At 72.8% G+C, this 18,356-nt stretch carries 17 protein-coding genes; 4 read left to right on the forward strand and 13 right to left on the reverse strand.

What is annotated here, in order from left to right; genetic code table 11:
* The first annotated feature begins 307 nt into the window (after positions 1 to 307).
* A complete protein-coding gene (locus ACIOJE_RS32090) occupies positions 308 to 970 on the forward strand; it encodes a SigE family RNA polymerase sigma factor (protein ID WP_400672318.1) in 663 nt (220 codons plus the stop codon).
* A 195-nt stretch (positions 971 to 1,165) separates the two neighbouring features.
* On the opposite strand, the gene ACIOJE_RS32095 is transcribed toward ACIOJE_RS32090, so the two are convergent.
* The 4 genes from ACIOJE_RS32095 to deoC all read right to left on the reverse strand — a co-directional run bounded on the left by ACIOJE_RS32095 (position 1,166) and on the right by deoC (position 5,441).
* Positions 1,166 to 1,804 (reverse strand): ATP-binding protein, encoded by a 639-nt coding sequence (locus ACIOJE_RS32095; RefSeq protein WP_400781086.1) that lies wholly within the window; start codon positions 1,802 to 1,804, stop codon positions 1,166 to 1,168.
* A gap of 265 nt (positions 1,805 to 2,069) precedes the next feature.
* Positions 2,070 to 2,975: an aldehyde dehydrogenase family protein gene (locus ACIOJE_RS32100; protein ID WP_400781088.1), complete on the reverse strand. Its 906-nt coding sequence runs from the start codon at positions 2,973 to 2,975 to the stop codon at positions 2,070 to 2,072.
* Positions 2,968 to 4,449 carry an aldehyde dehydrogenase family protein gene (locus ACIOJE_RS32105; RefSeq protein WP_280674922.1) on the reverse strand — a complete coding sequence of 494 codons (1,482 nt, stop codon included), beginning with the start codon at positions 4,447 to 4,449 and terminating at the stop codon, positions 2,968 to 2,970. Before ACIOJE_RS32105 ends, ACIOJE_RS32100 begins: the two co-directional genes overlap by 8 nt.
* A gap of 5 nt (positions 4,450 to 4,454) precedes the next feature.
* Complete coding sequence (gene deoC, locus ACIOJE_RS32110; protein ID WP_400781091.1) at positions 4,455 to 5,441, reverse strand: deoxyribose-phosphate aldolase; 987 nt, start codon at positions 5,439 to 5,441, stop codon at positions 4,455 to 4,457.
* A 207-nt stretch (positions 5,442 to 5,648) separates the two neighbouring features.
* Here deoC and ACIOJE_RS32115 point away from each other — a divergent pair, with 207 nt between their 5' ends.
* Positions 5,649 to 6,323, forward strand: a complete 675-nt coding sequence (locus tag ACIOJE_RS32115) for a PH domain-containing protein (RefSeq protein ID WP_400781094.1) — start codon at positions 5,649 to 5,651, stop codon at positions 6,321 to 6,323.
* A gap of 115 nt (positions 6,324 to 6,438) precedes the next feature.
* Here the strand turns inward: ACIOJE_RS32115 and ACIOJE_RS32120 are convergent, their stop codons facing one another.
* From ACIOJE_RS32120 to ACIOJE_RS32130, 3 genes are all read right to left on the reverse strand, one after another.
* On the reverse strand, positions 6,439 to 8,166 hold the full coding sequence (locus tag ACIOJE_RS32120; protein WP_400781096.1) for a phospho-sugar mutase: 1,728 nt from the start codon (positions 8,164 to 8,166) through the stop codon (positions 6,439 to 6,441).
* A 174-nt stretch (positions 8,167 to 8,340) separates the two neighbouring features.
* Complete coding sequence (locus ACIOJE_RS32125; RefSeq protein WP_400671826.1) at positions 8,341 to 9,162, reverse strand: purine-nucleoside phosphorylase; 822 nt, start codon at positions 9,160 to 9,162, stop codon at positions 8,341 to 8,343.
* A gap of 147 nt (positions 9,163 to 9,309) precedes the next feature.
* Entirely contained in the window at positions 9,310 to 9,747 is a 438-nt protein-coding gene (locus ACIOJE_RS32130; RefSeq protein ID WP_280674912.1) for a gamma-glutamylcyclotransferase, read from the reverse strand.
* Positions 9,748 to 9,846: 99 nt separating this feature from the next.
* On the opposite strand from ACIOJE_RS32130, the gene ACIOJE_RS32135 reads away from it, so the two are divergent.
* Together ACIOJE_RS32135 and ACIOJE_RS32140 are read left to right on the forward strand one after the other, a co-directional pair.
* Positions 9,847 to 11,295 (forward strand): NAD(P)H-quinone dehydrogenase, encoded by a 1,449-nt coding sequence (locus ACIOJE_RS32135; protein ID WP_280674910.1) that lies wholly within the window; start codon positions 9,847 to 9,849, stop codon positions 11,293 to 11,295.
* A 237-nt stretch (positions 11,296 to 11,532) separates the two neighbouring features.
* A complete protein-coding gene (locus ACIOJE_RS32140) occupies positions 11,533 to 12,489 on the forward strand; it encodes a DeoR/GlpR family DNA-binding transcription regulator (RefSeq protein ID WP_400781134.1) in 957 nt (318 codons plus the stop codon).
* A 73-nt stretch (positions 12,490 to 12,562) separates the two neighbouring features.
* Here ACIOJE_RS32140 and ACIOJE_RS32145 read toward each other — a convergent pair whose 3' ends face one another.
* The 6 genes from ACIOJE_RS32145 to ACIOJE_RS32170 form a co-directional block, all read right to left on the reverse strand.
* Complete coding sequence (locus ACIOJE_RS32145; protein ID WP_280674906.1) at positions 12,563 to 14,338, reverse strand: biotin carboxylase N-terminal domain-containing protein; 1,776 nt, start codon at positions 14,336 to 14,338, stop codon at positions 12,563 to 12,565.
* Between the two features lie 236 nt (positions 14,339 to 14,574).
* A complete protein-coding gene (locus tag ACIOJE_RS32150) occupies positions 14,575 to 15,309 on the reverse strand; it encodes a hypothetical protein (RefSeq protein WP_400781100.1) in 735 nt (244 codons plus the stop codon).
* A gap of 91 nt (positions 15,310 to 15,400) precedes the next feature.
* Positions 15,401 to 16,003: a nucleoside triphosphate pyrophosphatase gene (locus ACIOJE_RS32155; protein WP_280674902.1), complete on the reverse strand. Its 603-nt coding sequence runs from the start codon at positions 16,001 to 16,003 to the stop codon at positions 15,401 to 15,403.
* A gap of 49 nt (positions 16,004 to 16,052) precedes the next feature.
* Positions 16,053 to 16,178, reverse strand: coding sequence for a morphogenic membrane protein MmpB (mmpB, locus tag ACIOJE_RS32160; protein WP_280674900.1), 126 nt, complete (start codon positions 16,176 to 16,178; stop codon positions 16,053 to 16,055).
* A gap of 170 nt (positions 16,179 to 16,348) precedes the next feature.
* A complete protein-coding gene (locus ACIOJE_RS32165; protein ID WP_280674898.1) occupies positions 16,349 to 16,570 on the reverse strand; it encodes an acyl-CoA carboxylase epsilon subunit in 222 nt (73 codons plus the stop codon).
* A gap of 25 nt (positions 16,571 to 16,595) precedes the next feature.
* Positions 16,596 to 18,185: an acyl-CoA carboxylase subunit beta gene (locus ACIOJE_RS32170; RefSeq protein ID WP_400781104.1), complete on the reverse strand. Its 1,590-nt coding sequence runs from the start codon at positions 18,183 to 18,185 to the stop codon at positions 16,596 to 16,598.
* Between the last annotated feature and the right edge of the window lie 171 nt (positions 18,186 to 18,356).

Consider the following 18,356-nt stretch of genomic DNA (forward strand, 5'->3'; position numbering starts at 1 on the left):
CGCCATGCTTCAGACCCGGACCAACCCGGCTGTCCGCACCGCGCGTTCGTCAGCGACCACCACGCGGACCCGGTACGAGGTCAGGACCGACGAGAACTCCGGTGCCGTGACCGTACGGGGGTGCGCGCACAGCACCGGTGGAAACCCTGTCGCCCGTCGGGTGAGCGGCGGCGCCAGGGCTGGGGAGCTGTACGGGATCGGCCGGGTGGGGAACGCGGCCGATTCCGCCGGCACCCTCACGCTGCGGGGGATCCTCCCCGTCCGCGTCGAGGGCAAGGACGCCCCGGGGGGAAACAGGGGAAGCGGTCTGCGGACGGTCGGCTCGGGGGAGTCGGCCGGTCGTGAGGCCGCCGGTGCGACGCTGCTGCGGCTGAACCCCGCCGCGGCCCGCACCACCGAGGCGGGACAGGGAGACGCGCAGGGGGAGCACCCGGCCGTCGCGGAGGACCACATCACGGAGTTCACCGCGTACGTGCGCGAGCGCCGCGCCTCCCTGTACGCCACGGCGTACCACCTCACCGGTGACCGCTACGAGGCCGAGGACCTGCTGCAGAGCGCGCTCTTCAGCACCTACCGGGCCTGGGGCCGGATCACCGACAAGGCCGCGGTCGGCGGGTACCTCCGCCGCACCATGACCAACCTGCACATCTCCGCCTGGCGGCGCCGCAAGGTCAACGAGTACCCGACCGAGGAGCTGCCGGAGACGGCCGGCGACACCGACGCGATGGGCGGCACCGAGCTGCGCACCGTGCTCTGGCAGGCGCTGGCGAAGCTGCCGGAGAACCAGCGGACCATGCTGGTGCTGCGGTACTACGAGGGCAAGACCGACCCGGAGATCGCCGACGTGCTGGGGATCAGCGTCGGCACGGTCAAGAGCAGCATCTGGCGGGCGCTGCGCCGGCTGCGCGAGGACGAGCACCTGAACAAGTCGGGCGACACCGTCCGGGCGTTCGGCGAGCTGGTCGCGTAACGCGCAGGAGTGGGACTCCCGTCGGGGGACGGGTAGCGGACGGTCGCGGTCCGTGGACGCCGGCTCGGGGGAGCGGTGACCACGGGGAGCCCGGGGATCGTTCGGGGAAGGCGACGGGCCCGGTGCGGGGGAGACGCACCGGGCCCGTCGTTCTCCGTTCTCGCGCGGCCGCTCCTCGTCCCCCCGCGGCCGTGCTCAGACGGACGAGAGCTGCCGCGGCCCGGCGGCGGCGCGGATCCGGCGCTCGGCCTCCGCACCGGCGCACGGGTGCGAGCCCAGGGTGACCTGCCGCCCGACGATGGACCGCTCGGCGCGCATCAGCCGCCAGCCGCGGCGCAGCAGCACGGGCAGCGACTTGCGGCCCTCCCGGACGTCCCGGCGCAGCCGGCGCCAGGCCGTGGTGAGCGCGCCGTTGCGCAGGCACAGGGCGTCGCCGAGCAGGCCCTCGGCGGCGCACTCGGCGGTGATCTCGGCGGCGAAGATGCCCTCGGCGATGAACGCGGGGGCGCCGGCCAGGTCCAGGGTGCGGGTGGAGATCCGGCCGTTGTCCGGGATCGAGTACACCGGGGCGTCGGTGCGGCCGGTCTCGTGCAGGCTGCGGATCGCGGCGACGGCCTGGTCGCGGTGCCAGGCAAGCGGGGAGTCCCAGTCGACCGCGCCGTCCGGCAGCAGCGGCAGGGTGGGGTCGTCCCCGTCCTTGTAGAAGTCGTCCAGCTGCAGCACGGGCAGGCCGCTGCGCTCGGCGAGCGAGGACTTCCCGGAGCCGGAGGGGCCGGACAGCAGGACCACCAGGGCGCGGGTCGTCGGCGCAGGATTCAGCGGGTCGTCACTCACGGGACACCAGTCTGACGCATCGGGGCCCGATGCCGAAACCGGTCGGAGCACACCTTCTGCCGGGCCCGTGGGTCGGCGAGCGCGACGTGGACCATCGGCAGCTGCCGGCGTGGCGACGGAGAGCGGCGGCGACAGGCGGCGAAAGGCGACGGACCCGCGCCAGGGGGGGAGAGGCGCGGGTCCGTCCAATGACCGTCCGGGCCCTGGGGGGGAGAGGGCACGGGGGACGGCCAGTCTGTGGAGTTGTTACTCGGTGACGGGGAGGTCAGATCCCCATCGGGTGCCAGACCGTCTTGGTCTCCAGGAAGGAGAGTAGCCGGTCCGTACCGGGCGCATTGGTCCAGTCCTGGGCGAACGGGTCCAGCTCCGGACGGACTACCCGCTTCAGGGTATCCGCGGCGGCCGCTTCCAGCGCCTGCGCCGCGCCGGGGCCGTCGGCGGCGATCGCCCCGGTGAGGTCCAGCGCGTTGACGTCCTGGTGCGAGGCCAGCGTGGGCGCGATGTCGGCCGTGCGGCCCGAGATGATGTTGACCACGCCGCCCGGGACGTCCGAGGTGGCGAGCACCTCGCCCAGCGACAGGGCCGGCAGCGGGGCGTCCGCGGCGGCCGCGACCACGACCGTGTTCCCGGTGGCGATCGCCGGGGCGATCACCGAGACCAGGCCGAGCAGCGAGTGTCCGTACCCGGCCTGCGGGGCGACGATCCCGACCACGCCGGTCGGCTCCGGGGTGGAGAGGTTGAAGAAGGGGCCGGCGACCGGGTTGGCGCCGCCCGCGATCTGGGCGACCTTGTCCGTCCAGCCCGCGTACCAGATCCAGCGGTCGATCGCGGCGTCCACCAGCGCGGCGGCCTTCTTCGGGCCGATGCCCTCGGCGGCGGACACCTCGGCGGCGAACTGCTCGCGGCGGCCCTGCAGCATCTCGGCCACCCGGTACAGCACCTGGCCGCGGTTGTACGCGGTGGTGCCGGACCAGCCCTTGACCGCCGCGCGGGCGGCCAGGACGGCGTCGCGGGCGTCCTTGCGGGTGCCCAGCGGGGCGTTGGCGAGCCACTCGCCCTTTGCGTCCGTCACCTCGTACACCCGCCCGCTCTCGGAGCGCGGGAACTTCCCGCCGACGTACAGCTTGTAGGTCTTGAGGACGTCAAGACGCGCGTAGGTCGTGTCAGACATCGAGGTAGGCCTCCAGACCGTGGCGGCCACCCTCGCGGCCGTAGCCCGACTCCTTGTAGCCGCCGAACGGCGAGGTCGGGTCGAACTTGTTGAAGGTGTTGGCCCAGACCACGCCGGCCTTGAGCCGGCTCGCCGTCCACAGGATGCGCGAGCCCTTCTCCGTCCAGATGCCGGCGGAGAGGCCGTACGGGGTGTTGTTGGCCTTGTCGACCGCCTCGGCGGGGGTGCGGAAGGTCAGCACCGACAGCACCGGGCCGAAGATCTCCTCCTGGGCGATCCGGTGGGCCTGGCTGACGCCGGTGAACAGGGTCGGCTTGAACCAGAAGCCGGTGCCCGGGAGTTCGCAGTCGGGCGACCAGCGCTCGGCGCCCTCGGCCTCGCCGGCGTCGGTCAGCTCGGTGATCCGGGCCAGCTGGGCGGCCGAGTTGATGGCGCCGATGTCGGTGTTCTTGTCCAGCGGGTCGCCGACCCGCAGGGTGGCCATCCGGCGCTTCAGGGCGTCCAGCAGCTCGTCCTGGATCGACTCCTGGACCAGCAGGCGCGAGCCCGCGCAGCAGACGTGACCCTGGTTGAAGAAGATGCCGTTCACGATGCCCTCGACCGCCTGGTCGATCGGCGCGTCGTCGAAGACGATGTTCGCGGCCTTGCCGCCCAGCTCCAGCGACAGCTTCTTGCGGCTGCCGGCCAGCTGCTTGGCGATCGCCCGGCCGACCGGGGTGGAGCCGGTGAAGGCGACCTTGTTGACGTCCGGGTGCGCGGTCAGCGCGGCGCCCGTGCGGCCGTCACCGGTGACGATGTTGACGACGCCCTTCGGCAGACCGGCCTGGCGGCAGATCTCGGCGAAGCGCAGGGCCGTCAGCGGGGTGGTCTCGGCCGGCTTGAGGACGACCGTGTTGCCGGTCGCCAGGGCGGGCGCGATCTTCCACGCCAGCATCATCAGCGGGAAGTTCCACGGGATGACCTGGCCGGCCACGCCCAGCGGGCGCGGGTTCGGGCCGAAGCCCGCGTAGTCCAGCTTGTCCGCCCAGCCCGCGTAGTAGAAGAACCACGCGGCGACGGTCGGGATGTCGAAGTCGCGGGTCTCGCGGATCGGCTTGCCGTTGTCGATCGACTCCAGCACGGCCAGCTCGCGGCTGCGCTCCTGGATGATCCGGGCGATCCGGAACAGGTACTTGCCGCGCTCGCTGCCCGGCAGCGCCGACCAGTCGGCGAAGGCCTTGCGGGCGGCGGCGACCGCGCGGTCCACGTCCTCGTCGGTGCCCTGGGCGAACTCGGCGAGCACCTGCTCGGTGGCCGGGTTGACCGTCTTCAGGGCCTCGCTGCCGGAGGAGTCGACGAACTCGCCGCCGATGAAGTGGCCGTAGGAGGTGGCGATGTCGCCCGCGGCGGCGGAGGACTCGGGGGCCGGGGCGTAGGCGAAGAGGCCTCCGGCCGGCTTGGCCGTGGGCTCCTCGGTGTTCTTCTTCTTGGCCATGGTGATCAGTCCACCGTCACGTAGTCGGGGCCGGAGTAGCGTCCGGTGGTGAGCTTCTGGCGCTGCATCAGCAGGTCGTTGAGCAGGCTGGAGGCGCCGAAGCGGAACCAGTGCGGGGTCAGCCAGTCGTCGCCGAGGGTCTCGTTGACCATCACCAGGTACTTCATCGCGTCCTTGGTGGTCTTGATGCCACCGGCCGGCTTCACGCCGACCTGGACGCCGGTCTGCGCCTTGAAGTCGCGGACCGCCTCCAGCATCAGCAGGGTGACCGGCGGGGTCGCGTTGACGGCGACCTTGCCGGTGGAGGTCTTGATGAAGTCGGCGCCGGCCAGCATCGCCAGCCAGGAGACGCGGCGCACGTTGTCGTACGTCTGCAGCTCGCCGGTCTCGAAGATCACCTTGAGGTGGGCGGAGGTGCCGTCCGGGCGCTTGCACGCCTCCTTGACGGCGACGATCTCGTGGAAGACGTCGAAGTAGCGGCCGGAGAGGAAGGCCCCGCGGTCGATCACCATGTCGATCTCGTCGGCGCCCGCGGCGACCGCGTCGGCGGTGTCGGCGAGCTTCACCGGGAGGGCGGCGCGGCCGGCCGGGAACGCGGTGGCCACCGAGGCGACCTGGATGTCGGTGCCCCACAGGGCGGCCTTCGCGGTGGCGACCATGTCCGGATAGACGCAGATGGCGGCGACGCGGGGGGTGGTCGGGTCGGTCGGGTCGGGGGTCCTGCCCTTGGCGCAGAGGGCGCGCACCTTGCCGACCGTGTCCGCGCCTTCCAGCGTGGTCAGGTCGATCATCGAGATCGCCAGGTCGATGGCGTAGGCCTTCGCCGTGGTCTTGATCGAGCGGGTACCGAGGGCGGCGGCACGCGCCTCCAGGCCGACCTGGTCGACGCCGGGCAGGCCGTGCAGAAAGCGGCGGAGCGAGGCCTCGGACGCCGCAACGTCCTGAAGGCCGCTGCCCGCAACGCCGGGGGCATTGGCTGCAACAGTGGACATAGTCACCAGAGCAGCATATCTACGCGCGTAGTCGACCGCTAGACCCCCCATCTTTCGTGGCCGGACCGAGACATCCGGGGCCGTGGCGGGGCGGCGGCGGGGATGCGTGGGCCGGGCGAGCGGAGGAGGGTGACCGGGTGGTCCGGGGACGGCATTCGATGCCGGACCGAGACCTCTCGGTGGGGGGCATGGGGCAGAATCGACGGCATGACCGATTCCGACGGCAAGCCCCACCGGGGTTCCGCCGCCCCCGACGGGGAGCCCGCGTACGCGGACCGCGTGTACCGCTCTGTCCCCGGTGTGATCTCCGGAGTGCTGCTGTTGGCCGTCGCCGCCTGGCTGATCGGCGACGCGGTGCTGAACGGGACCGGGAAGACGCCGTACGTCGCGCTCGCGTCGGTGCCGGTGTTCGCCTTCCCGGTGATCGCCTACACGCTGCGCCCGGAGGTGCGGGCCGGCAGCAGCCGACTGGTGGTGCGCAACCCGTGGCGGACCATCACCGCGCCGTGGGCCGCGGTGGACACACTGCGCGCGGGGTACTCGGTCGAGCTGCTCGCGGGGGGCAAGAAGTACCAGGTGTGGGCGGTGCCGGTGTCGCTGCGGCAGCGCAAGCGGGCGACCCGGGCCCAGGAGCGCGGCGGCGCCGAGCACGCCTCCCGGATGGGGATGGTGTTCGGCCGCCAGTCCAACCCGGTGGTGCAGGGCTCCGCCGACCCGACCCGCGCCTGGTCCGACCAGGTGACCACCGTGCTGCAGGAGATGGCCGAGCGCAACGCCGCCCGCCCCGACGCGGCCGGTCCGGTCGTGGTGTCCTGGTGCTGGTGGGTGATCGCGCCGACGCTGGTGGGCCTGGCCGCGCTGGTCACGGCGATCGCGGTCTGAGCGGAACGCGCTCTGAGCAGAACGCGCTCCGAGCAGAACGCGTTCTCAGCAGAAGCAGCGGACGTACGGAAGGGGCCCGCCGGTCGCGGGCCCCTTCCGGGTGGGCGGGCGGGCGTCAGGCGGCGATGCCCGCGGCCTCGGCCAGGTCGCGCTTGACGGCGTCGAGCAGCTCGGCGGCCCGCTCGCGGGTGGCGGCGAGGTCGGCGGCGGTGGCGACCGGCAGGACGGCCTCCAGGTAGCACTTGAGCTTGGGCTCGGTGCCGGACGGGCGCACCACGATGCGGGCCGAGCGGACGGCCTCGCCGGCCAGGTAGTAGCGCAGGCCGTCGGTGGGCGGCAGGTCGGCGGAGCCGGCCGACAGGTCGTCGGCGCGGGTGACCCGGAGGCCGGCCAGGACGGTCGGCGGCTGCTCGCGCAGGCGGCGCATGGCGTCGGCGATCAGCGAGAGGTCGTGCACGCGGACCGACAGCTGGTCGGTGGCGTGCAGGCCGTGCTCCAGCGCCAGGTCGTCCAGCAGGTCGTTCAGGGTGCGGCCGGACTTCTTGAGGGTGGCGGCCAGTTCGGCGACCAGCAGAGCGGCGGTGATGCCGTCCTTGTCCCGGACACCCTGCGGGTCGACGCAGTAGCCGAGCGCCTCCTCGTAGCCGTAGCGCAGGCCGTCGGCGCGGGCGATCCACTTGAAGCCGGTCAGCGTCTCGGCGTAGCCCAGGCCGGCGGCCTCGGCGATCCGGCCGAGCAGGGTGGCGGAGACGATGGTGGTGGCGAAGACGCCCTCGGCCTTCTTGGCGACCAGGGCCGCGCCGAGCAGCGCGCCGACCTCGTCGCCGCGCAGCATCCGCCAGCCGGCGGCGCCGCTGCCGCCGCCGGCCGCGTCGCCGTTGGTGGGGACGGCCACCGCGCAGCGGTCGGCGTCCGGGTCGTTGGCGATCACGATGTCCGGGCCGACCGAGGCGGCGGTGCGGAAGGCGAGGTCCATCGCCCCCGGCTCCTCCGGGTTGGGGAAGGCCACGGTCGGGAAGTCCGGGTCGGGCTCGGCCTGCTCGGCGACGACGGTGGGCGCCGGGAAGCCGGCCCGGCGGAAGGCGGCGACCAGGGTGTCGCGGCCGACGCCGTGCATCGGGGTGTAGACGACGTCGAGCTCGCGCGGGCTGTGCTCGTCGACGATCGAGACGGCCCGGGCCAGGTAGGCCTCGATGACGTCCTCGCCGAGCACCTCCCAGCCCTCCTCGGCGCGCGGGACGTCGTGGAGCGAGTCGATCGCGTCGATCTCGGCGGCGATCCCGGCGTCGGCCGGCGGGACGATCTGCGAGCCGTCGCCCAGGTAGACCTTGTAGCCGTTGTCCTGCGGCGGGTTGTGGCTGGCGGTGACGGTGACGCCGGCGGCCGCGCCCAGGTGCCGGACGGCGAAGGCGAGCACCGGGGTCGGCAGCGGGCGCGGCAGCAGCGCGGCGCGCAGACCGGCGCCGACCACCACGGCGGCGGTGTCCCGGGCGAAGTCGTAGGACTTGTGGCGGGCGTCGTAGCCGATCACGACCAGGTCGCCCAGGTTCTGCTGCTTGACGTAGGCGACCAGGCCGGCGGCGGCCCGGATCACCACGGCGCGGTTCATCCGCATCGGGCCCGCGCCCAGTTCGCCGCGCAGGCCGGCGGTGCCGAACTGGAGTCGGCCGGAGAAGCGCTCGGCGAGGTCCGACCAGGCGAGCTTGCTGTCCGTCTCGGCCTCGGGGCCCTCCGCCAGGGCCAGCAGGGCGGTGAGCTCCTCGCGGGTCTGCGGGTCGGGGTCCTCGGCCAGCCAGGTGCGGGCCCGGGCGAGGAGGTCGGTGGTGGTGGGTGCCTGCGTCATGGCTGCCAGCTCCATCGGGAAGTGCGTCGGTTCGTCGGACGGAGGGTTCCGTAAAGACCGGAGGGTTCCGTAAAGATGGGGTGTGCACATGCGGACGGGGCCCGCGGGCGGGTGTGATCAGCGGATCACGCCGCCCGTGGGCCCCGTCGTTCACGATTGTGCGCCTGGTGGGCGTCAGATCCGGTCAAGGACCTTCGCCAGCAGCTCGCCCATGCGCTCGGCGGAGGCCTTGCCGGCCTCCAGGACCTCCGCGTGGTTGAGCGGCTCGCCGGTGATGCCGGCGGCCAGGTTGGTGACCAGCGAGATGCCGAGCACCTCGGCGCCGGCCTCACGGGCGGCGATGGCCTCCAGGGTGGTGGACATGCCGACCAGCTCGCCGCCGATCACCCGGGCCATGTTGACCTCGGCCGGGGTCTCGTAGTGCGGGCCGCGGAACTGGACGTAGACGGCCTCGTCGAGGGTCGGGTCCACCTCGCGGCAGAGCGCGCGCAGCCGCTTGGAGTACAGGTCCGTGAGGTCGACGAAGTTGGCGCCGACGATCGGGGAGTCCGCGGTGAGGTTGATGTGGTCGCTGATCAGGACCGGCTGGCCGGGGACCCAGCCCTCGCGCAGACCGCCGCAGCCGTTGGTCAGCACGATGATGCCGCAGCCGGCCGCGGCGGCGGTGCGCACGCCGTGGACGACGGTGGCCACGCCGTGGCCCTCGTAGTAGTGGTTGCGGCCGAGGAAGATCAGGGCGCGCTTGTCGCCGATCTTCACCGAGCGGATCGTGCCGGCGTGGCCGGCGACGGCGGGGGCGGGGAAGCCCGGGAGGTCGGTGACCGGGAACTCGGCCACGGTCTCGCCCAGGGCGTCGGCGGCCGGCACCCAGCCGGAGCCCATCACCAGGGCGACGTCGTGCCGCTCGGCACCGGTCAGCTCGCGCAGGCGCTCGGCGGCGGCCTGGGCGGCGGCGTAGGGGTCGGCGGAGACGACCGACTGAGGGGTTGCGTTCACGGGTCCGAGGATAGACGGGATTTGGCTACGCGCGTAGAAAATCCGGCACGGCATGCCGGATCGTTACCCGGTTGACCCGAAAGCACAGCTCGGTGGCGCCTTTTGGGTGACGGTTCTCGTCGGTACGTCCAAAGGGCCCGGACCCGGTCAGCAGGGGCGGCGGCGCAGGTCCATCACGTAGTCGTGCGGGGCGCCGGCGCTCTCCGCGGCGTCGGCGATCAGGCCGAGGTAGCGGGCCGCGGGCAGGCCGCCCTCGTAGTCGTTGAGCACGTACGTCCAGACCGGGATGTCGCCGTCCAGGGTCTGGGCGCGCAGTTTGATCTTGCGGTAGATGCCGAGCTGGACGCCCTCCCAGCGGTCCAGGCCCTCCTCGTCCATCGGCGCGACGTCGTACAGCGTGACGAAGACCTGGTCCTTCCCGTCCTCGACGACGGTGGCCAACGAGCCCTCCCAGCCGAGCTGTTCGCCGCCGAAGGTGAGCCGCCAGCCGTCCAGCCACCCGGAACCGCGCAGGGGGGAGTGCGGGGCGCGGCGGGTCATCTGCCGGGCATCGAGGTTGGTGGCATACGCGGCGTAAAGGGGCATGGGGGGAAGACTAGCCCGGCGGACGGACGGTCCGGGGCGACTGGGCGATCGCACAGGAGCGCGGACCCCGGCGTGGCGGCGATCCCGGCGTGCGGGACAATGGTGCACGTGACTCGGATCGTGATCATCGGTGGCGGACCCGGCGGCTACGAGGCGGCGCTGGTGGCCGCTCAGCTCGGCGCGGAGGTGACCGTCGTCGACCGCGACGGTCTGGGCGGATCGGCGGTGCTCACCGACTGCGTGCCGTCGAAGACCCTGATCGCGACCGCGGAGGTGATGACCACCTTCGACACCTCGTACGAGGAACTGGGCATCACCGTCGCCCAGGACGAGGGCGCGGACGCGGCCAAGGTCATCGGCGTGGACCTGGGCAAGGTCAACCGCCGCGTGAAGCGCCTGGCGATCGCGCAGTCCCACGACATCACCCAGTCGGTCACCCGGTCCGGGGTCACCGTGCTGCGCGGCCGTGGCCGGCTCGGCTCCGGCGGGCAGGCGGTGGACGGCTCCCGCGAGGTGCTGGTGGACGCGCCGGACGGCACCGTCCAGTCGCTGCGCGCCGACGCGGTGCTGATCGCCACCGGCGCCCACCCGCGCGTGGTGCCGGACGCCCAGCCGGACGGCGAGCGGATCCTCACCTGGACCCAGGTGTACGACCTGGAGGAGCTGCCGCGCGAGCTGATCGTGGTCGGCTCCGGTGTGACCGGCGCCGAGTTCGCCGGCGCCTACCAGGCGCTCGGTTCGAAGGTCACGCTCGTGTCGAGCCGCGACCGGGTGCTGCCGGGCGAGGACCCGGACGCCGCCGAGGTGCTGGAGGACGTCTTCCGCCGCCGCGGCATGAACGTGATGAGCCGGACCCGGGCCGAGGGCGCCAAGCGGGTCGGCGACGAGGTCGAGGTGACCCTGTCCAACGGCCAGGTGGTCACCGGCACGCACTGTCTGATGGCGGTCGGCTCGATCCCCAACACCGCGGAGATGGGCCTGGAGGAGGCCGGGGTCAAGCTCAACGACTGGGGCCAGATCCAGGTCGACCGGGTCTCCCGCACCAGCGCCCCGGGCGTGTATGCGGCCGGCGACTGCACCGGCGTCTTCATGCTCGCCTCGGTGGCGGCCATGCAGGGCCGGATCGCGATGTACCACGCGCTCGGCGACGCGGTGCAGCCGCTGAACCTGAAGACCGTCGCCTCCAACGTCTTCACCGACCCGGAGATCGCCACCGTCGGCTACACCGCGGCCGACGTGGAGTGCGGCAAGATGGACGCGGTCGTGGTCAAGCTGCCGCTGCGCGGCAACCCGCGGGCGAAGATGCAGGGCATCCGGGACGGCTTCGTGAAGCTGTTCTGCCGCCCGGGCACCGGCATTGTGGTCGGCGGCGTGGTCGTCGCCCCGCGTGCCAGCGAGCTGATCCACCCGATCGCGCTCGCGGTGGACGCCAATCTGACCGTCGAACAGGTGGCCAGCGCCTTCACCGTCTACCCCTCCGTCTCCGGCTCGACCGCCGAGGCCGCCCGGCAGCTGCACATCCGCAAGCGGGCCGACGGCGAATCCTGAGCGTCCGGCGCACAGTTGAGGGCGGCTGCCGATCGGTGGCCGCCCTTTTGCGCAGGAGCGGTCGTCACCCGGACGGCGGGCGCAGCCCCGGGGTGCTGGCGGCGCGTATTGTACGGTCACGCGCCGCTCTTGCGTGAGCATTTCCCGCTACTAGCTGCAAACGCCTGAAAGCAGACGGTCACGCAGGTTACCGTCGGTTCTGTGTTTGCAGCAGAACGTCGCCAGTTGATCCTCGAAATGGTGCGCGCCAACGGAGCGGTCTCGCTCCGGGAGTTGGCCCGCGTCGTCCAGACCTCCGAAGTCACCGTGCGCCGCGACGTACGGGCGCTGGAGGCAGAAGGGCTCCTCGACCGCCGGCACGGCGGCGCGGTGCTCCCCGGCGGCTTCAGCCGCGAACCCGGCTACCCGCAGAAGACCCACCTCTCCGCGGCGGAGAAGAGCGCCATCGCGGACCTCGCCGCCGGCCTGGTGGAGGAGGGCGACGCGGTGGTGGTCGGCGCCGGCACCACCACCCAGGAGCTGGCCCGCAGGCTGGCCAGGGTGCCCGGCCTCACCGTGGTCACCAACTCGCTGCTGGTCGCCCAGGCGCTGGCGCACGCCAACCGGGTGGAGGTGGTGATGACCGGCGGCACCCTGCGGGGCTCCAACTACGCGCTGGTCGGCAGCGGTGCCGAGCAGTCGTTGCACGGGCTGAGGGTGTCCAAGGCCTTCCTCTCCGGCAGCGGGCTGACCGCCGAGCGGGGCCTGTCCACCACCAACATGCTGTCCGCGAGCGTGGACCGGGCGCTGGTGCAGTCGGCCGCCGAGGTCATCGTCCTCGCCGACCACACCAAGCTCGGCGCGGACACCATGTTCCAGACCGTCCCCACCGAGACCATCACCCGGCTGGTCACGGACGAGCAGGCGACGGCGGACGACGCCACCGCCCGCGAACTGGACGCGCTCGCCGACTGCGGGGTGCAGATCGACCTGGCGCCGCTCGGTGCCGCCCCCAGCGGCGACGCCCCGGTGCACGGCACCGGCAGCGGCCCCGTCCACCAGACCCAGCCCGGCCCGATGCCGCGCCGGGCCGTCTCCCCGCCCCCCGGCGCCGCCCCGCTGCCCGGCCAGCGCCGCCCCGGCACGCACGGCGGACCGGCCGGCCCCGGCATGCCCGTCCGGCTGGCCGAACTGGGACTGCCGCGCGGGCGCTGAACCCGGGCCGGAAACGCGGCCGGTCCGCACACCCCGAGGGGCGTACGGACCGGTCGCTGCCGCAGGGGCGGTGTCAGTCCTTGATCTCGCACAGCGCGGCGCCGCTGCTGACGCTCGCGCCCACCTCGGCCTTGAGGCCGACCACGGTGCCCGCCTTGTGCGCGTTCAGCGGCTGCTCCATCTTCATCGCCTCCAGGACCACGATCAGCTCGCCCTCGGCGACGACCTGGCCCTCCTCGACGGCGACCTTGACGATGGTGCCCTGCATCGGCGAGGCCAGGGTGTCGCCGCTGACGGCCGAACCGGCCTTCTTGGCACCCACCCGGCGCTTGGCCTTCGTGGCACCCGCCGCACCGGCCGCCGGAGCCGCCGAGACGCCCAGCGAGGACGGCAGCGAGACCTCGATCCGCTTGCCGCCGACCTCGACCACGACGGTCTCGCGGCCCTCGGCCTCCTCGCCGTCACCGGCCGCGCCGGCGAACGGCGGGATGGTGTTGTCGAACTCGGTCTCGATCCACCGGGTGTAGACCGTGAACGGCCCCTCGCCGCCGTGCACCTCGGGCGCGAACGCCGGGTCGGTGACGACCGCCTGGTGGAACGGGATGGCGGTGGCCATGCCCTCCACCTTGAACTCGTTCAGCGCGCGGCGGGCCCGCTCCAGGGCCTGCTTGCGGTCACGGCCGGAGACGACCAGCTTGGCCAGCAGGGAGTCCCAGGCCGGGCCGATGACCGAGCCGCTCTCCACGCCGGAGTCCAGCCGGACGCCCGGGCCGGACGGCGGCGCGAACAGCGTCACGGTGCCGGGCGCGGGCAGGAAGCCCCGGCCCGGGTCCTCGCCGTTGATGCGGAACTCGAAGGAGTGGCCGCGCACCTCCGGATCGCCGTAGCCCAGCTCCTCGCCGTCGGCGATCCGGAACATCTCGCGGACCAGGTCGATCCCGGTGACCTCCTCGGTGACCGGGTGCTCGACCTGCAGACGGGTGTTGACCTCCAGGAAGGAGATCGTGCCGTCCAGCGCCACCAGGAACTCGCAGGTCCCGGCGCCCTCGTAGCCGGCCTCCTTCAGGATGGCCTTGGACGCCCGGTACAGCTCGGCGTTCTGCTCGGGGGTCAGGAACGGCGCGGGCGCCTCCTCGACCAGCTTCTGGTGCCGGCGCTGCAGCGAGCAGTCACGGGTGGAGACGACCACCACGTTGCCGTGCTTGTCGGCCAGGCACTGGGTCTCCACGTGCCGCGGATTGTCCAGGTAGCGCTCGACGAAGCACTCGCCGCGACCGAAGGCGGCGACCGCCTCGCGGACCGCCGACTCGTACAGCTCCGGGATCTCCTCCAGCGTGCGGGCGACCTTGAGGCCGCGGCCGCCGCCGCCGAACGCCGCCTTGATGGCGACCGGAAGGCCGTGCTCCCGGGCGAACACGACCACCTCGTCGGCACCCGTGACCGGGTCCGGGGTACCGGCCACCAGCGGCGCGCCGGCGCGCTGCGCCACGTGCCGGGCGGTGACCTTGTCGCCGAGGTCGCGGATGGCCTGCGGGGGCGGGCCGATCCAGGTCAGACCCGCGTCGAGGACGGCCTGGGCGAAGTCGGCGTTCTCCGACAGGAACCCGTAACCGGGATGGACGGCATCGGCACCGGAGTCCGCGGCGGCCTTCAGGACCTTCGCGATGTCCAGGTAACTGGTGCCGGGGGTGTCGCCACCCAGCGCGTAAGCCTCGTCGGCCGCGCGGACGTGCAGCGCATCCCGGTCCGGCTCGGCGTAGACGGCGACGCTGGTGATACCGGCGTCCGAGCAGGCCCGGGCGACGCGGACGGCGATTTCCCCGCGGTTGGCGATGAGCACCTTGCGCACTGTGGCTCCCTTCTTGAACCTGGTCGAGTTTATGGATTCCTGGGGGGTACCGGCGAGTAGCCCCAGGTTGTGAACTATCCCACACGGACGGTGATGAATTCCGGGGGCCCGTCGTCCGTCCTTCCGATGACGTCGCAGGTCGCGGTCGGTGGGGTCGAACCGGCCGGATCCACAGCGGGTGACCGGGCGGTGGTTCGGGGCCCCGGTGGCATCGGACACACTCTCGCGCGGTCGGCTCAAACGACGGTGGAACGGGCGGCGGGTCGCTGCAACGCCTCGGCCGTGACGTCGGCGGCCACCTCCACCATGTCCGGCCCGTACGCCTCCGGATTGACCGCCCGCAGGACGAGCGCGAAGGTGCCGTCGCGGCCGTACCGGCGGGCGAGCTCGCGGTGGTGGGCGACCAGGTACCGGACCCCCGCCTGGTTGGCGGTGCCGGTCTGGCCGGAGACCAGGAACACCGGGCGTCCGCCGTCCGGGGTGGCGATCCGGGCCAGCAGGGTGTGCGCCTGGTCCCGGTCGGCGGTGAAGTCGTGCTCGCCCACCACGATCACGTTGCTGCCCGGGCCCGGCCCGGAGGTGACCAGCACGCCCGGCAGGCCCCAGGCCAGGTGGGCGGCCATCCGCTCGTTGCTGACCGGACCGCCCAGGCAGAGCTCGGTCTTGACGCCCAGACCCCGGTGCGCCGCGTCGTGCGCGACCAGTTCCGGCCGCGCCCCGCACTCCTCGACCAGCCCGGCCAGCCACATCAGCGCGTAGGCGTCCCGGCGGGTCACGGTGGTGGCGTGCGAGCCCGTCCCGATGCTGCGGGGCACCACGATCAGGCACTCGCTGCCGGCCGGCAACCCGAAGAACTCCCGCACTCGCTCGACCTTGCGGCGCCGCCGCAGGGCCTGCGCCAGCCAGCCGAGCGCGGCGCTGATGGCGCTGGCCACCAGCCCCAGCAGCACGTTGAGCACGCTGTCGGTCATCGCCGCGTTCCCTCCCCCGTTCGAACGCCGGTCAGTCTAGGGGTGGTAACGCGGCAGGGCCATGGGCGTCCGAACTCCCGGATGCCGTCGGTTACTTGACCCAGAGGTCGGTGATCCGGACGTCCAGGTCGGCGAGCAGGGTGCGCAGCAGCGGCAGCGAGAGGCCGATGACGTTGCCCGGGTCGCCGTCGATGCCCTCGACGAACGGTGCCGAGCGCCCGTCCAGGGTGAACGCCCCGGCGACGTGCAGGGGTTCGCCGGAGGCCACGTAGGCGGCGATCTCGGCGTCGTCGGGGGTGCCGAAGCGGACCGTGGTGGAGGCGGTCGCCGAGGACTGCCGGCCGGTCGCGGTGTCGATGACGCAGTGGCCGGTGCGCAGGATTCCGGCGCGGCCGCGCATCGACCGCCAGCGGGCGAGCGCCTCGGTGGCGTCGGCGGGCTTGCCGAGGGCCTGGCCGTCCAGCTCCAGGACGGAGTCGCAGCCGATCACCAGCTCGCCGCCGGTGAGTTCGGCGGCGACGGCCTTCGCCTTGGCCTCGGCCAGCACCAGGGCGAGTTCGGCCGGCGTGGCGGCGCTGAGCGCGTCCTCGTCCACGCCGCTGACCACCACGCGCGGGTCGAGGCCCGCCTGGCGCAGCAGCCCGAGGCGGGCGGGGGAGGCGGAGGCGAGGACGAGGGTGCGCTGGTCGGTCATGCCCACCAGGGTAGGGGGTGCCGGTGTCCGCCATTCGGGTGAACGGCGGTCACAGCGGGAGCAGGATGGCGGCCACCAGTGCGAGGACGGCGAGCACCCGGGCCGCCCGGCGCAGCCGCTCCTGCATCCGGCGGGCCTCCAGGGAGGGCTCGTCGCGGGGGTCTGACCACAGCACCCGTCCAGGGTGCGCCGCGCCCGGCCCCGGGCGCCTGAGTATCCGTACTCAGCTTTCGGGCAATCCGGGCGGACGGGCCGGAACGGGTGCGGAGCGGGTGCGGCAAGCGGCGCGGAACGGGTGCGGAGCGGGACGTCGACCGGGCCGACGTCCCGCTCCGCACCGGTGGTTCAGCGCGCCCAGCCGGACGTCCGCCAGGCGTTGACGCCCGGGTGGATCTCCGGGCGGAGCAGGCGGGAGCGGTCGTTCCAGGGGGAGGCCGGGCCGACACCGGCCAGACGCGCCGCCTCGGCGGCGGCCTGCGCGGCGGCGGCCCGGGCCTGGACCACCGCCAGGACGGTGGCGAGCTCCTCGGGGGTCGGCTGCCCGTGCAGCACGTGGATCGCGGCCATGGCTCAATTCTCTCCCGACGAGGGACTACAGGGGGATGTTGCCGTGCTTCTTCGGCGGCAGCACCTCGCGCTTGCCGCGCAGCGCCCGCAGACCCCGGACGACCTGCCGGCGGGTCTCGCTCGGCGGGATCACCGCGTCCACGTAGCCGCGCTCGGCCGCCAGGTACGGGTTCAGCAGGGTCTCCTCGTACGAGGCGAGCAGTTCGGCCCGCTTCTCCTCGGCGTGCCCGGCCGCGTCGGCCGCGGCGATCTCCCGCCGGTGCAGGATGTTGACCGCGCCCTGCGCGCCCATCACCGCGATCTGCGCGGTCGGCCAGGCCAGGTTGAGGTCGGCGCCCAGGTGCTTGGAGCCCATGACGTCGTACGCGCCGCCGAAGGCCTTGCGGGTGATCACGGTGATCAGCGGGACGGTCGCCTCGGCGTAGGCGTAGATCAGCTTGGCGCCGCGCCGGATGATGCCGTCCCACTCCTGGCCGGTGCCGGGCAGGAAGCCGGGCACGTCGACGAAGGTCAGCACCGGGATGTTGAAGCTGTCGCAGGTCCGCACGAAGCGGGCGGCCTTCTCGCTGGCGGCGATGTCCAGGCAGCCGGCCAGGTCCATCGGCTGGTTGCCGACCACACCGACCGGGCGGCCCTCGATCCGGCCGAAGCCGGTGATGATGTTGCCCGCGTACAGCGGCTGGGTCTCCAGGAACTCGCCGTCGTCGACGACGTGCTCGATCACCTTGCGCATGTCGTACGGCTGGTTCGCCGAGTCCGGCACGATGGTGTCGAGTTCGAGGTCCTCGTCGGTGATCGTGAGGTCCGCCTGCTCCGGGTAGGACGGCGGGTCCGAGAGGTTGTTGGAGGGCAGGTACGACAGCAGGCTCTTGACGTACTCGATCGCCTCCTTCTCGTCGGTGGCCAGGTAGTGCGCGTTGCCGGACTTGCTGTTGTGGGTGCGCGCGCCGCCCAGCTCCTCCATGCCGACGTCCTCGCCGGTCACGGTCTTGATCACGTCCGGGCCGGTGATGAACATGTGCGAGGTCTGGTCGGCCATCACCACGAAGTCGGTGATCGCGGGGGAGTACACCGCGCCGCCCGCGCACGGGCCCATGATCAGCGAGATCTGCGGGATCACCCCGGAGGCGTGCACGTTGCGGCGGAAGATCTCGCCGTACAGGCCGAGCGAGACCACGCCCTCCTGGATCCGGGCGCCGCCGGAGTCGTTGATGCCGATGACCGGGCAGCCGGTCTTCAGCGCGAAGTCCATCACCTTGACGATCTTCTCGCCGAACACCTCGCCGAGGGAGCCGCCGAACACGGTGAAGTCCTGGGCGAAGACGGCGACCTGACGACCGTCCACGGTGCCGTAGCCGGTCACCACGCCGTCGCCGTACGGGCGGTTCTTCTCCTGCCCGAAGTTGGTCGAGCGGTGCCGGGCGAACTCGTCGAACTCGACGAAGGAGTCCTCGTCCAGCAGCTCGGCGACCCGCTCGCGGGCCGTCAGCTTGCCCTTGGCGTGCTGCTTCTCCACGGCGGCGGCGGAGCCGGAGTGCACCGCCGCGTCGAGCCTGCGCCGCAGGTCGGCGAGCTTGCCGGCGGTGGTGTGGGGGTCGTACGGCGCCTCGGTCATCCGGTGGCTCTCCCTGATCCTGGGCCGCGACCTGTTCGAGTGCGCGCGGGCCGGAGTGGGGGCCCGCGCATGAGGGCAGGGCGGCGCTGCGAACTGCCGTTGGGCAGCCTAGCCAGCGCGCGGGGCCGGACGTCATGTCCTGGCGTTATGGCCATCGACACAGTGTGTCAA

Source organism: Kitasatospora sp. NPDC087861, assembly GCF_044742585.1.
Taxonomy (GTDB): Bacteria; Actinomycetota; Actinomycetes; order Streptomycetales; family Streptomycetaceae; genus Kitasatospora.